General features: G+C 33.7%; 15 protein-coding genes. 5 read left to right on the top strand and 10 right to left on the bottom strand.

The window, feature by feature from the left end:
* Positions 1-208: 208 nt before the first annotated feature.
* The 6 genes from K6959_RS03965 to K6959_RS03940 form a co-directional block, all read right to left on the bottom strand.
* Positions 209-628 carry a respiratory nitrate reductase subunit gamma gene (locus K6959_RS03965; RefSeq protein WP_223087698.1) on the bottom strand — a complete coding sequence of 140 codons (420 nt, stop codon included), beginning with the start codon at positions 626-628 and terminating at the stop codon, positions 209-211.
* A gap of 84 nt (positions 629-712) precedes the next feature.
* On the bottom strand, positions 713-1,267 hold the full coding sequence (gene mobB / locus K6959_RS03960) for a molybdopterin-guanine dinucleotide biosynthesis protein B (RefSeq protein WP_223087696.1): 555 nt from the start codon (positions 1,265-1,267) through the stop codon (positions 713-715).
* Positions 1,255-2,520: a molybdopterin molybdotransferase MoeA gene (locus tag K6959_RS03955; RefSeq protein ID WP_163240687.1), complete on the bottom strand. Its 1,266-nt coding sequence runs from the start codon at positions 2,518-2,520 to the stop codon at positions 1,255-1,257. Before K6959_RS03955 ends, mobB begins: the two co-directional genes overlap by 13 nt.
* Positions 2,521-2,855: 335 nt before the next feature.
* Positions 2,856-3,872, bottom strand: coding sequence for a GTP 3',8-cyclase MoaA (gene moaA, locus K6959_RS03950; RefSeq protein ID WP_223087694.1), 1,017 nt, complete (start codon positions 3,870-3,872; stop codon positions 2,856-2,858).
* 275 nt (positions 3,873-4,147) lie between these two features.
* Complete coding sequence (locus tag K6959_RS03945; RefSeq protein WP_163240656.1) at positions 4,148-4,459, bottom strand: metal-sulfur cluster assembly factor; 312 nt, start codon at positions 4,457-4,459, stop codon at positions 4,148-4,150.
* A gap of 54 nt (positions 4,460-4,513) precedes the next feature.
* Complete coding sequence (locus K6959_RS03940; RefSeq protein ID WP_163240658.1) at positions 4,514-5,293, bottom strand: prolyl oligopeptidase family serine peptidase; 780 nt, start codon at positions 5,291-5,293, stop codon at positions 4,514-4,516.
* Between the two features lie 198 nt (positions 5,294-5,491).
* Here K6959_RS03940 and K6959_RS03935 point away from each other — a divergent pair, with 198 nt between their 5' ends.
* Together K6959_RS03935 and K6959_RS03930 are read left to right on the top strand one after the other, a co-directional pair.
* A complete protein-coding gene (locus K6959_RS03935) occupies positions 5,492-6,301 on the top strand; it encodes a Cof-type HAD-IIB family hydrolase (RefSeq protein WP_223087693.1) in 810 nt (269 codons plus the stop codon).
* 150 nt (positions 6,302-6,451) lie between these two features.
* Positions 6,452-6,604, top strand: coding sequence for a hypothetical protein (locus K6959_RS03930; protein ID WP_163240663.1), 153 nt, complete (start codon positions 6,452-6,454; stop codon positions 6,602-6,604).
* A gap of 173 nt (positions 6,605-6,777) precedes the next feature.
* On the opposite strand, the gene K6959_RS03925 is transcribed toward K6959_RS03930, so the two are convergent.
* Both K6959_RS03925 and K6959_RS03920 read right to left on the bottom strand, forming a co-directional pair.
* Positions 6,778-7,569, bottom strand: a complete 792-nt coding sequence (locus tag K6959_RS03925; RefSeq protein ID WP_223087691.1) for a BsuPI-related putative proteinase inhibitor — start codon at positions 7,567-7,569, stop codon at positions 6,778-6,780.
* Positions 7,570-7,599: 30 nt separating this feature from the next.
* Positions 7,600-8,442 carry a YitT family protein gene (locus K6959_RS03920; protein ID WP_163240689.1) on the bottom strand — a complete coding sequence of 281 codons (843 nt, stop codon included), beginning with the start codon at positions 8,440-8,442 and terminating at the stop codon, positions 7,600-7,602.
* Between the two features lie 132 nt (positions 8,443-8,574).
* On the opposite strand from K6959_RS03920, the gene K6959_RS03915 reads away from it, so the two are divergent.
* Positions 8,575-9,420: a DegV family protein gene (locus tag K6959_RS03915; protein WP_223087689.1), complete on the top strand. Its 846-nt coding sequence runs from the start codon at positions 8,575-8,577 to the stop codon at positions 9,418-9,420.
* A 98-nt stretch (positions 9,421-9,518) separates the two neighbouring features.
* Positions 9,519-9,650, top strand: a complete 132-nt coding sequence (locus K6959_RS03910) for a DUF3941 domain-containing protein (RefSeq protein WP_163240669.1) — start codon at positions 9,519-9,521, stop codon at positions 9,648-9,650.
* A gap of 72 nt (positions 9,651-9,722) precedes the next feature.
* Here the strand turns inward: K6959_RS03910 and K6959_RS03905 are convergent, their stop codons facing one another.
* Positions 9,723-10,589 (bottom strand): CvfB family protein, encoded by an 867-nt coding sequence (locus K6959_RS03905; protein WP_163240671.1) that lies wholly within the window; start codon positions 10,587-10,589, stop codon positions 9,723-9,725.
* A gap of 378 nt (positions 10,590-10,967) precedes the next feature.
* On the opposite strand from K6959_RS03905, the gene K6959_RS03900 reads away from it, so the two are divergent.
* The gene (locus tag K6959_RS03900) at positions 10,968-11,912 is read left to right on the top strand and encodes an Abi family protein (protein WP_223087687.1); all 945 of its coding nucleotides are present in this window, start codon (positions 10,968-10,970) and stop codon (positions 11,910-11,912) included.
* Between the two features lie 486 nt (positions 11,913-12,398).
* Here K6959_RS03900 and K6959_RS18805 read toward each other — a convergent pair whose 3' ends face one another.
* Positions 12,399-12,707 carry a hypothetical protein gene (locus K6959_RS18805; protein ID WP_262421888.1) on the bottom strand — a complete coding sequence of 103 codons (309 nt, stop codon included), beginning with the start codon at positions 12,705-12,707 and terminating at the stop codon, positions 12,399-12,401.
* Position 12,708: the final 1 nt, after the last annotated feature.

Raw genomic sequence — 12,708 nt, 5'->3', positions numbered from 1 at the left:
TCGTTATCAGCTCATGAATAACTGTTCGTTTCCGCCTCATACTACACACCTCGAATGGCAACAAGCGGTTTCAAGTAGGTTTTTGGGCAGTTCTTCAAAAATATTAACTTGACTTTGTCCCAAGCTAAGGCTGTTTCATTTGAAACAGCCTTTAGTATTGTGACTATAGAGTACAAATTCTTCTTTAACCATATGACACATAAAAGGATTACTTTATTAATCTGTTTTTATTATACAAATGAGGCTTGATTAAATAGGTTATATAACTTGTAAGTGAAGTCATCGTTAAAAAGGTAAACAGAAACAGTAAATGGGTACGGGAAAGAATAGAAATATTCATAATTAAGTCCATATCAGGATTGAGTTGGACTAGACTTACAAACCAATAAAACAGCAACAGCGGTTCATTCGTGATACTGCGAAATATAAAGACGGAAATTCCTGAGAATAAACTTAATAACAACAAGCTCTTGACCGTACATTTTAATATTTTGCTTGCCCTTACAGAGTAAGGTGGATTCTCAATATAATTGACATCATCATCAAAACGCCACACTAATCCCATGCCTAAAATCGCAATGGCAAAGTAAGGATAGACGATCCAAAGGATTATCTGTAATATTTCCATCTTGCCCACCCCTTACCTATTGATCAAACATATACCCCTAACAACTATTGTAATAGGGGAATGAACTAATTGCTGTGAGAAAAGTTACGAATGTGTCAATATTTTAAAGTTTTTTTTCAAATGAATACGATTTTTAATCATTTGAATTGCCCAATCCAACCAGTTGTCTTCTTTTATTGAAAAGAGCAGGATGTCCCCACTCTTTTCAGGGGTATCCTCCCAAACTAAAATAGCAAAAATATTTGTTAATTGCTCTAGCAAATGAAAATCTTGACGATCACGCAGTAAAACGATTTTTGGAAAATTCGCTTTTTTATGACCCTCGATCAAAATAAGCTTTGGTTTTAAAAAACAACACAGTTCAATTTGCTCCGCTAAAGTCCACTGCTCTTTGTCAGCTTGAAACAGTAAGCGACCGTTCCCTTCAATTAATGACGCTATAGCTCCAGCATCTACATGACGTGTTGAATCTTTTTTAACGACATGAGGCTTTCCACTGCCGTGGGCATGATGTTTTATCGTCACAACATGAATACTTTCAGCAGTTAAACGCTCGATTATTTTCAAAATAGACGTTGTTTTACCACTATTTTGGTAACCGACTATTTGAAGAATAAACGGATTTTTTACCACGGCCACTCGCTACCTGTATGATCTTCAAGCATGAATACGTCTACTTCCATCCCCTTTGAAAAACCTCTCGTTCCTCCTGGTAAAATCATTAAGGCATTTGCTCCAGCTAAACTCATTACAATATTTGATTTATCAACTCCGCTTGGAGATACCATTAATCTTCCATCTGAAACTGTTACATTGCTGCGAACTAATCTTGTAAAAGGATTCACTTTTGGAAAATCAATTCCAAGAAGAGCTTTTTCTTTACGTAGATGTGGTTTTTTAGAAAATAGCATCGTTTGAATAATCGGCCTCGTAAAAAGTTCAAATCCGACATAACATGCAGATGGATTTCCAGAAAGTCCGAATAAAAGTTTCCCGTCTTTTTGCGCAACAGTCGTAACACTTCCAGGTCGCATTGCAACTTTATTAAATAACACTTCCGCACCAAGCTTTTGATAAATTCCAGGTAAATAATCGTAATCACCGACAGAAACCCCACCTGTTGTTACTAACATATCAACTTTATGTAATGCATTCTTTATCGCATCAAAACACATCTCAAAATCATCAGGAAGCTGTCCAAAATAAATCACATCAGCCCCAGCTCTTTCTATTTGTCCAGAAATCATATAAGAATTACTGTTGCGAATTTTCCCTGGTACAAGTTCATCATTTACATCGAGCAGCTCTGTTCCAGTAGCAAATAACCCGACTTTTGGTTTTTTCGCTACCGGAACCTTTGCATACCCAAATGTTGCAAGTATCGCTTGAATACCTGGATTTATTTTCGTTCCTTTTGTAACGAGCACTTCTCCTTTCTTAGCATCTTCACCTCGATAAGAGACGTTCTCTCCTGTTTTAAAGGGGCGTTTAACAGCGATAAAACTCTTTCCATTCCTGTCAAAGCTTTTTGCCAATTCAAGCATTACAACTGTATCACTTCCTTCTGGCATTTGAGCTCCTGTCATAATTCTTACAGCTTGAAATGCTTGAACCTTTTTATTTGTTACCGTACCAGCACCGATGTGATCGATCACTTCAAACTCAATTGGATTATTTTGTCGTGCTAACTCTGTATCAAGTGCTCTAACAGCAAAACCATCATATGGAGAACGATCAAAATGAGGTACATCGTGAGTTGCCTTTAAATCTTCAGACAGATGCCGCCCATAACTTTCAACAATTGAAATGTATTCAGTTTCCCCTGTTATTATGTAATCCATCACTTTTGTAATCGCCTCTTTTATTGGAATAGGCTTTCTTCTTTCAATCATCGTGATCAGCTCCTCATATATTTCAGACCTTTTCATTATATATGCACTGCTTATTTGTTCAACATGATCATCATCACACAATTTTAATCCGATGATGCCATACATTCATTATAATCAACTATGAACATACTTTTCACCGCATTTTTATATAAGGAAAATGAAAAAGAACTGGCTTTCTATCCAGTTCCCTTTTTAGACTGTTGATAAACGCCTCGCATTCTTCGTTGTAAGCTTATAAACACCCGTTCTATTCGCTTCCGCCTTGACCGACAACATGTTTAAGTCTCTAAAATCGTTTCAATATTGATTTTATTGTCTCCGCTCTCCTTTCATGTTCATCCACCAATATATGACATTTCGATTTTTTTACGATTTGAAGAAGACTTTTCGGAACGTTCGTCTGAATATTGATCTTTTCTCTTTTTCCAAATCGTTTCTATCTCCTCTTTTATTTCGTCCTCACTCATACCATTTCTTAAAAATGAGCGAACGTCATGTCCGTTGCCATTAAATAAGCACGTGAATATTTGCCCGTTGGCAGAAAGCCTAGCTCTCGTGCAACTAGAACAAAATGATTCGGACACAGATGTGATAAAACCGACATCTATGTTTGTACCTTTATATTTATAACATTTGGCAACTTCTCCAAAATAAGCAGGTTCGACTTCCTCTAATTCATAGCACTGTTGTAACAATTGAAAAATTTCTTTTTTCGTCACAACATCACGTAAAAGCCAGCCATTTGTACTGCCGACATCCATGTATTCTATATAGCGGAGCTGCAACTGTTCATTTTTACAAAAATCTGCCATTGAGACAATTTCTGAGTCATTTAATCCTTTTTTTACTACCATATTAATTTTTACACCTAACCCCGCTTCTCTTGCCGCATAAATTCCTTCTAATACTGGCTGAACGGAAACATTTCTGCCATTAATTTTTCGAAATAGGTCATCGTTTAAGCTGTCTAAACTAATATTAACCCTTTTTAAGCCGGCCTCTTTTAACGCCTTTGCATACTTCGGCATTAAAACGCCATTTGATGTTAATCCTAAGTCTCGTAAGCCTTCAATATTCGCAAGGAGTTTAACTAAATAGTGTAAATCTTTCCGCATTAACGGCTCTCCACCCGTTAAACGAATCTTTTCAACTCCCAATTGTACAAATATTTTTGCTAACCGTTCAATTTCTTCATATGTTAAAAGCTCACTTCTCGGTAAAAATTTGAAAATAGGCCCAAATATTTCAGCTGGCATACAATATTGACAACGAAAATTGCAGCGATCAATAACTGATATTCGCAAATCCCGAAGCGGTCGATTTAATTGATCTTTTATGCCTAATTTAGTCATAACATCAACTCCATTGATATAAAAGCATGTTGACCTGTATTTTAACAATCTTTTCGTCAGAATGACTGTTAATATCCTCACAAAATCGTTTTCTTAAGCGTATACAACCCTTTGTTGTTTGACAAGTCTTAATACTTCATCAATGATCATTTACTGTTTAAATTTTCTATAATCAACCCTAATAATTTATATAATATTCAGAATATTAATATTGCAATCTTGACAGTAAAGTCTCCATAAATTCATGGGGACTTTACTGCTCTTCATCCGTTTTCTTAATCAGGAATACCCAGTGCAATTTTCGCGTATCTTGACATTTTGTCTTTTGACCATGGCGGATTCCAAACGATATCTACGTTCACTTCTTTTATTTCTGGAATATCTTTTAATGCGGTTTTTACTTGGTCTACAATTGTTCCTGCTAGTGGGCAACCCATTGATGTTAATGTCATTGTTACCGTTGTTGTTCCTTCTTCATCAATTCCGATATCGTATACTAATCCTAAATTAACAATATCAATGCCTAGTTCAGGGTCAAGAACATTTTCAAGTGCTCCGAGAATATTATCTTTTAAATCTTGATCCATTTTTCACACTCCTTTTGTTCAATTTTAACCTAGTCAATGTGAGTATACAATTAACTAACATGATGAGGATAAATGTTTTTCAAACCAAGTGATTGTGTTTAATATTCCCTTACGACTTACTTTATGACCTCCGTTTTCATCGGTAATAAACTTTATCCTCTCAGGATTACTTTGATAAAGCGGTTTTATTTCTTGATAAAACTCATATGTATATGAAAAAGGAACAACTGGATCTTTTTGTCCATGCCAAAATAGAATTGGTCTTTTTGTTAATTTTTCTGGTTGAAGGCTTAAATCGTATTCTCTAATCTTTTCAAGGATACTCTCCACTTCTTTATTAGAAATTGACATCTTTATCTGTAGTTTTTCCAACTCTTGAAGCTGCCAAACTGCAAACTTTTCATAAGCTGGCATACCCATTAGGCTTACAGCTGTTTTAATCCAATCATATTGAGTTAATGCACCTAAGGTTACAATTCCCCCCATTGATGTTCCAGCAAGACCAATTTTGTTACAATCAATGATTGCTTCATTTTCGAATTGCTGTTTTATCACCGATAATTCATGAATCGTCCGAATGACAATTTCCCAAAAATGTTTCATTAATGCTTGTTCATCTAACCCTTCCGTTCTTTCTCCATGATAAACTGCTTCAGGTAAAACAACACGGAAACCTTTTTCAGCTAATAAATAAGCATAGTGAAGATTATGTTCTTTCGCACTTGTAAAACCATGAATAAAAATAACAAAAGGAAGCTGATCGTTTGCATTTTCTTTTTTTACTAAATGAAGTAATGGAATGTTGTCCACTTGCTTGTTTTCAACGATTATCATATGTACCTCCTTGAAGTATAACTTTTTACGATTTAGCTTAAAGCTGTTACCATAGTAATAAGAGTGGAAACAATGTAATTTTTAAATTCTCTCTCCCTTCAGTGTATCATGGTCAATCAATTTTTTAAAAAAAGTTACACTTTAGTTTACTGATTGTAAGTTTGCAGGACAATAACTAGAGGAGTGAAAAGAGAAAATATGGCTGAAAAATTTTTAATTGCATTAGATTTGGATGGTACTTTACTTAAAGATGATAAAACAATTTCAGAAAAAACAAAACAGGTCATTCAAAAGGCAAAAGCTGCTGGTCATATTGTCATGATTTCAACTGGAAGACCATTTCGTTCAAGTGAAATATATTATCGGGAACTCGAATTAAATACACCGATTGTAAACTTTAACGGAGCGTTTGTTCATCATCCCCTTGATTCCGGATGGGGAATTTTTCATACACCACTGAATATTAATATCGCAAAAAAAATCGTTGATGCGCTGCAGTCATTTAAATTTAATAATATCATTGCTGAAGTGATAGATGATGTTTATTTTCATTATCACGATGAAAAGCTACTTGATATATTTGGTTTTGGAAAACCAAATATTACAACAGGAGATCTACGTCAATTTTTAAAAGACTCACCAACAAGTATGCTTATTCATGCAGATGAATCTAATGTTGAAACAATTCGTAAGCATTTAACAGATGTACATGCGGAAGTAATCGACCATCGAAGTTGGGCGGCGCCGTGGTACGTCGTTGAGATTGTTAGATATGGATTAAATAAAGCGGTTGGCTTAAAAAAAGTTGCTGATTATTATGGAATCCCGCGTGAAAGAGTTGTTGCATTTGGCGATGAAGATAATGACCTTGAAATGCTTGATTTTGCTGGAAAAGGGATCGCCATGGGAAATGCGATCGATAAAGTAAAGACGATTGCAAATGAAGTAACTTTAACAAATGAAGAAGACGGAATTGCAGTTTATTTAAGTGAACTGCTAAATATTTAATTAGTTTTAAAAAAACCATGCTTTTCCTTTGTAGAACGGATCATTTTGAACATACTACTAATGAAACGGTGTAGCCGTTTCTTAGCATCTCAGGACTGGGCTAATAAACAGATAAAAGGATTGTTATAAAAAACGGAGGGATACAATATAATGGGCAAAAGAAACCGTTCTAGACGTTTTGTACAGCAAGGAAAAGATTCCGTTGCAAAACATGCTGAACGCATCCCTTATCACTTAACGTATGCAGAGGCTGAAGCACGTAAATTGGAAAACGTAAAAGAATCATCACTCGGAGGAGTGTAGCTGTTTTTTCAGGTCTTTAGTACTCTTTCCTTTAACATATCCTTTTAAAAAACAAAAGGCTGACATAAAGTCGACCCGGGAATCTCTTGAAAGCAGGAGGAGAAAAAAGATGTTTTGTTTATCTCCTCCTGCTTTATTTTAGGGGCTTATGGACACCCCTTCGTTTTAATGAATTAAAGAAACCTTTCCAAAACAACTGGATACGTATTTATTATTGCTTTCGTTTTTGGATCTCGTTCGTAAAGGAATAAAAGAAGCGTCGTATTTTTTTGAATACTTTCTTTCCGTATCGATAATTGTAACTTAAATTTCTCCCATTCTGTATCTTGTTTTTTTTTAGGTGTTAATTTCGTTTCATCTATTAATTGATCGTGGCCATCTTCAACTGTGTAAAAAAGGGATTTATTCATAAAACGCGCTTCCCCAGTGACTGTGTATTCTCCTTTCTCTCCTGAAACAGTAATATGACGAAAGACTGGATTTTTTTCAGGTATCGTCGTGTTTATAATTGATGTACTTTGTTTACTAGCTTGAATATTTACTCCATCCGCTTTTAACGCCTGTAACTGAGCAACTACTTTATAATCTCCAGCTTTCACACGTTTTCCTTTTACAGTATAATCCCATGATTCTGACCAAGTTACCGCCGATTCGGGCTTAATCGTTAAAGGTTGAATCATTTGTAAAAAAGCTCTATCTTTTGAATAACGATAAATTTCTTGACCAGATTGGTCGTAAAGCGTAATTTCATATTTTTGTGATGTAGGGAACTCAAAGCTAATTGGGTGTTTTTCATTATTTTTTAAAATAAGTTCAAAATCAATTTGCTCTTGTCCCGGCAACACATGAACGATGAATTGAAAATCCGGCACCTTTTGCCCCTCTCCCTTTCCATTCGCTTTCGTTATCATTACTTGATTAGTCCACAGCAGTAAAATAATTAAAATGAACACAACTCTTTTCAAGATAGCCCCTCCATGAGAATGTATTTATGTTTATTCTCTGCGGAAGAAGCCAAATATATTTGTTGTTTGAACAATATTTGTAAAAGCATGGGGATCAACCTTTTTAATAATGCGAACTAAATCAAACAACTCATAGCGAGTAATAACGATTATAAGCATTTCTTTGTTTTCATTCGAAAATCCTCCTTTTACTGGAACAGTCGTAATCCCACGAATTAACTTTGCATAAATGGCTTTTTTTAACTCGTCTGTATTTTTTGTGACAATCATAGCTGTCAGCTTCTGATGTCTTGTATGTATTGCATCAATTACTCGAGTTGACACATAAAGAGTAACGAGTGTATATAACGCTTTTTCTGGACCGTATAAATAACCCGCAGCCGCAATGATGATCGCATTTAAAGTAAAAAAATAGATTCCCACTGGTTTATCATTCATTCGTGATAACACCATCGCTACAATGTCCATTCCCCCTGTTGAGGCTCCCCATTTTAACGTGATACCAACCCCTATGCCGCCGATAACGCCCCCAAATACTGCATTTAATAAAATATCATTAGATGGTGCATATATCGGTATCATTTCAAGGAAAGTAGACATGAGGATAACACTTATAAAACTATATAGTGTAAATGATTTACCGACCTTTTTCCATCCTAAAATGGTTACAGGAATGTTTAATATAAATAATAAAATTCCTGTCGTAATTGTAAATGGAAGAAAATCATTTGTAATGTTAAATAGTAGCTGCGCCATTCCTGCAAAACCACTTGCATATACATTTGCCGGGATCAAAAACAAGTTCATTCCGATCGCATTTAAGAGCGCTCCTATTAAAACTACTGTAAATTTTTTGATATGGAGCCAAATCATCTTTTTCATCCTCCCGATACTCCTTTCTATATCTTTTCCCCATTTTTACTATTTTTCAACACAATTCATTGTATTTTTATTTTGAAACAGCTACACTTAATACATATATTTGTAGGAAGTAGGTGAATATTTATGTCAGTAAAGATTTTAGCTGACAGTGCCTGTGATTTACCTTTGGATTTTTTGAACAAGCATCAAATTACATTAATCCCATTAAAAGTTCATCTTGATGATCGCGAATATGAAGATTTAAAAACAATTAACCCGAAATTAGTTTATGATGCGATGCGAAGTGGTAAAGCCCCAAAAACATCACAAGCTTCTCCACAAGGATTTAAAGATCTTTTTATTGAAATAGCTAAAGAAAAACAACAAGCTATTTACATTGCTTTTTCATCTGAACTATCAGGTACATACCAAACTGCTGTCATGATAGAGCAACAAGTAAAAGATGAATATCCTGATCTTGATCTGACAATTATTAATTCAAACTGTGCGTCACTCGGTTACGGGCTTGTTGTCAAAAGCGCCGCTGAACTAGCTTTATCGGGTGCATCAAAAGATGATATTTTAATAGATATTCACTTTAACTGTAAACATATGGAACATTTATTTACAGTTGATAATCTAGAGTATTTAGCAAGAGGCGGTCGTATTTCAAAAACATCTGCCTTCGTCGGCGGCTTATTAAACATTAAACCCCTTCTTAATGTCGAAGGAGGAAAGCTCATTCCCCTTGAAAAAATTCGCGGGAGAAAGAAAGTCTTACGTCGCATATTAGAAATCATGAACGAACGTGGAGACAATTTAGGCGAACAAGTTATCGGGATTAGCCATGGTGATGATGAAAAAACAGCATTTGAAATAAAAAAGGCAATTGAACAACAATTTGGCACAAAACATTTTGTTATTAATACAATCGGCGCTGCAATCGGCTCCCATTCTGGGCCGGGCACAATTGCCATTTTTTTTTTCTAAATAAATTACCTTCCTAACCTAACTTACATACTTCTTTCTGTTGTATGAAATAATAATAGTAGATTATTATTATGTACAACTGAAAGGAGTTTTTTATCTTGTCCCGAACTTCAGATAATGATAAAAAAGCAAGAGACAACCAAGCCGATCAAGAACTTAAAAATGCCCTTAGCGAAAAGAATCGTAAAGCTGGAAAAAATCAATACTCCAAAAAAACTGATCACTTATAAATGAATTTGTATATAGAGAAAAAAAAAATGTTTACTCAAATCCCCCTAGAAGCAGGGGGATTTTTTTCCTGATTAGTGTTCTTTATTTTCATATGTCCAGCCATTCTCTTGATACACTTTCCCTTCTTTCATTAATTTTCCTAATGCCCGTTTAAATGCAGCTTTACTCATTTGAAAACGAGCAGCGATATCTTCCGGCAAACTTTTATCCCAGTAAGGCATCGCTCCGTTGCGATCCTTTAAATAACTTAAGATATTATTAGCATTATCATCAATTGTTTCTTGTTTTCTTGGCAACAAAGAAACATTAATCGAACCGTCTTCTTTCACATCGATAATTCTTCCACTCACTTTTTCACCTAAACGTGGTTCACGCTTCCGTTCTGACTGATGAATAAACCCTTTATAACCTTCTGCTGTAATAATCCAGCTACCTACTTTACTAGTACGGTATATGTGCCCGTTAATATTTTTATTTAGAACCTTTTTATCCGCTTTAATAGCTTTTTCTTTCATTATTTCATCTGACGCGAGCTTAGCGTATATACGATAATTTTTATTTACTCTTAATGTAATATATAATAAATCTCCTTTTTTCGGCCAAACTGTTTTTAAAGCTGGTAAATCCTCTGCTCCTAACAATATTTCCTTTTGAATTCCGATATGTAAAAAGACTCCGAACGTATTCTTTACCTCGGTGACAGTTGCCCAATTATAATCTCCTAATGTTACGGATGGAAGGAAACTCGAAGCGGCAACTCTATTTTGTGAATCGATATATAAAAACACTTCGACAGCTTCCCCAATACGATATTCTTCTTTCGCTTCGTTGTTATGCAATAACACATCCTCTTCTCCATTTGTTAGAAAATAACCAAAATCAGCTTGACGGCTGACAGTCAATGTCGTGATCTGTCCAACTAAATCTTTTATATGCATAAAAAAATCCTCCCTGTCTCAAATATTGACTTTACATTAAAAAATAAAAACTCTAATCACTTTTGAAAGTTGTTTGAACTGCTATATTTTACTATAATGAATGCCTGTGCTCAACAAACTACAGTATTTAAAACTAAGAAAAAGCATTATATCAACATTTATAAATTTTTTTATTATAATGGTTTGTAATTACCCTCACAAAAACTCAAATATTTGGGGGAGGTTTTTAATTAGTGGACAGGTGCTTATGTGATCATCTTAATACGATACTATTATTAGAAATATTTTCAACAACAACTCAAAGTAGCACACTCTATATGAACCTGCGCTGTGTTCTGATATATTGATAATAAACTCAATAAGGGAGGGGGAACGAGATTGGTTGTCGTAGATACCTTTTTAAAGAAAAAGCTTACATTTAATGAAATGATAGACCATCTCGAAAATAAAGGAGTTCAATTCAATATTATAAATAAAAAAGAAGCAAAAACAATCTTAAAACACTCTAATTATTTTTTTAAGTTAACAGCTTTTCGAAAAAACTTTGATAAAGATGAACTTGGAAAATATATCAACCTTGATTTTTTCTTTCTTTCGAATCTTGCATCTGTCGATATGCAACTTCGATATGTTGTCCTTCAAATGAGCCTAGATATTGAACACGCCATAAAAACAAAAATACTAACGGATGTTACTAATAATCCTAAAGAAGATGGGTATACTTTAGTTAAAGACTTTTTTACTTTTGAAAGTTCAACAATTGATCGATTTATGAAACCACTTAAACCAAAAACTCATTACAATCATGGTATATATAAAAAAAATAATGAAAATACCCCAGTTTGGATATTATTTGAAATCATTACTTTTGGAGGTTTCGTTAAATTTGTTGAATTTTACTATACTAGATTCAACAAACCAAAAGAATATAAAGATTTATATGAAGTTTTAAAACACGTAAAAAACATTCGTAACTCCGCTGCACATAATAGCCCTTTGCTTATGGATATTGTAAAAATTAATCAATTAAAAGTTGATTATGTTCGCCCTATAACAGATTTTATAAAACAAATTCCTGGCATATCAAAATCAGTTCGGAGAAAAAAGTTATCTAACAGGAAAATACATGACTTAACAGCATTGTTCTTGGTTTACGATAATTTTATTATCAACATTGAAAAGAAACGAGCAAGGTATCGTGAATTAAATGACATGTTGAAAAATTTATCACACTACAAAAAATACTATAAAAAACATGAAGGGTTTATATCTGTTTATAATTATTTTTTCAAAATTATTGATTTTTATTACGAAAAAGCGTAATATATATTTAAGGAAAAAATCGCCTCGCGCGGTTTGTACAGGTGGGGGGAACACCTTCACCTTTAGTTTAACAGTCACACTTGCTCTTCTTAGCAGGTGTTTTTTGATGCATTCAGTTAGCTATATTTCTATTAGTAAATCAAATATAGCTGAATAAAAACCAGCTCAACCAACTCATTAATTATTTGTTTTTTCGTTGCGTTCAACGCTTATTTTTTGTATTTTATTGTTTCCTTTTTTTTTTTTTTAAAAAAAGAAGCTTTATATAGTAATAACACCGTTTATTCATAACCAAATAAACAAAAGGAATCTTATAAATGTACTACATATATTCTTCAATTAGGACATCCTTAAATTGTTCATACATTTCTAATGATTTTACTAATATTTTTTTCAGTTCACCATAATCACTAAATAAAGGAGGTTTAATTATCGTATTAGGTGAAATTAGTAATCTAGAATATGCAGCCCATGGCATCCCTAATCTTAATTCATTGTTATGATAAACCACCCATATAAAAAATTTAGCACATCTACATTAATAGAAATATGAAAAGCAAAATATATGTCTTTCTTATCCCCATATTCCCCAACCTTATAAAAGTTTTCCTTTTTAACATATTTACTTGTATAACCTAATTCATTAAATATTTCTTCTATTTTTTGTTTGTCTAAATCTACAATTATTTCTTCTAGATCGTACACTTCTCTTGAGGAATTTGAAAGAGCTTCATACTTCTCTACAAAATTTATTTTTACTAATGCTTTTTCAATTTCTGGTTTAAATTTCATCATA

Origin of the sequence: Bacillus aquiflavi (assembly GCF_019915265.1) — a bacterium.
Taxonomy (GTDB): domain Bacteria; phylum Bacillota; class Bacilli; order Bacillales; family Cytobacillaceae; genus Bacillus_BT; species Bacillus_BT aquiflavi.
Note: the sequence above shows the minus strand (reverse complement) of the source record. Positions and strands in the feature narration are given on the sequence as shown.

Coding starts and splice junctions, on each gene's coding strand:
- K6959_RS03965 (WP_223087698.1), bottom strand. CDS start 628: ATGGAAATATTACAGATAATCCTTTGGATCGTCTATCCTTACTTTGCC.
- K6959_RS03955 (WP_163240687.1), bottom strand. CDS start 2,520: ATGATTGAAAGAAGAAAGCCTATTCCAATAAAAGAGGCGATTACAAAA.
- moaA (WP_223087694.1), bottom strand. CDS start 3,872: ATGACTAAATTAGGCATAAAAGATCAATTAAATCGACCGCTTCGGGAT.
- K6959_RS03945 (WP_163240656.1), bottom strand. CDS start 4,459: ATGGATCAAGATTTAAAAGATAATATTCTCGGAGCACTTGAAAATGTT.
- K6959_RS03940 (WP_163240658.1), bottom strand. CDS start 5,293: ATGATAATCGTTGAAAACAAGCAAGTGGACAACATTCCATTACTTCAT.
- K6959_RS03935 (WP_223087693.1), top strand. CDS start 5,492: ATGGCTGAAAAATTTTTAATTGCATTAGATTTGGATGGTACTTTACTT.
- K6959_RS03930 (WP_163240663.1), top strand. CDS start 6,452: ATGGGCAAAAGAAACCGTTCTAGACGTTTTGTACAGCAAGGAAAAGAT.
- K6959_RS03920 (WP_163240689.1), bottom strand. CDS start 8,442: ATGATTTGGCTCCATATCAAAAAATTTACAGTAGTTTTAATAGGAGCG.
- K6959_RS03915 (WP_223087689.1), top strand. CDS start 8,575: ATGTCAGTAAAGATTTTAGCTGACAGTGCCTGTGATTTACCTTTGGAT.
- K6959_RS03905 (WP_163240671.1), bottom strand. CDS start 10,589: ATGCATATAAAAGATTTAGTTGGACAGATCACGACATTGACTGTCAGC.
- K6959_RS18805 (WP_262421888.1), bottom strand. CDS start 12,707: ATGATGAAATTTAAACCAGAAATTGAAAAAGCATTAGTAAAAATAAAT.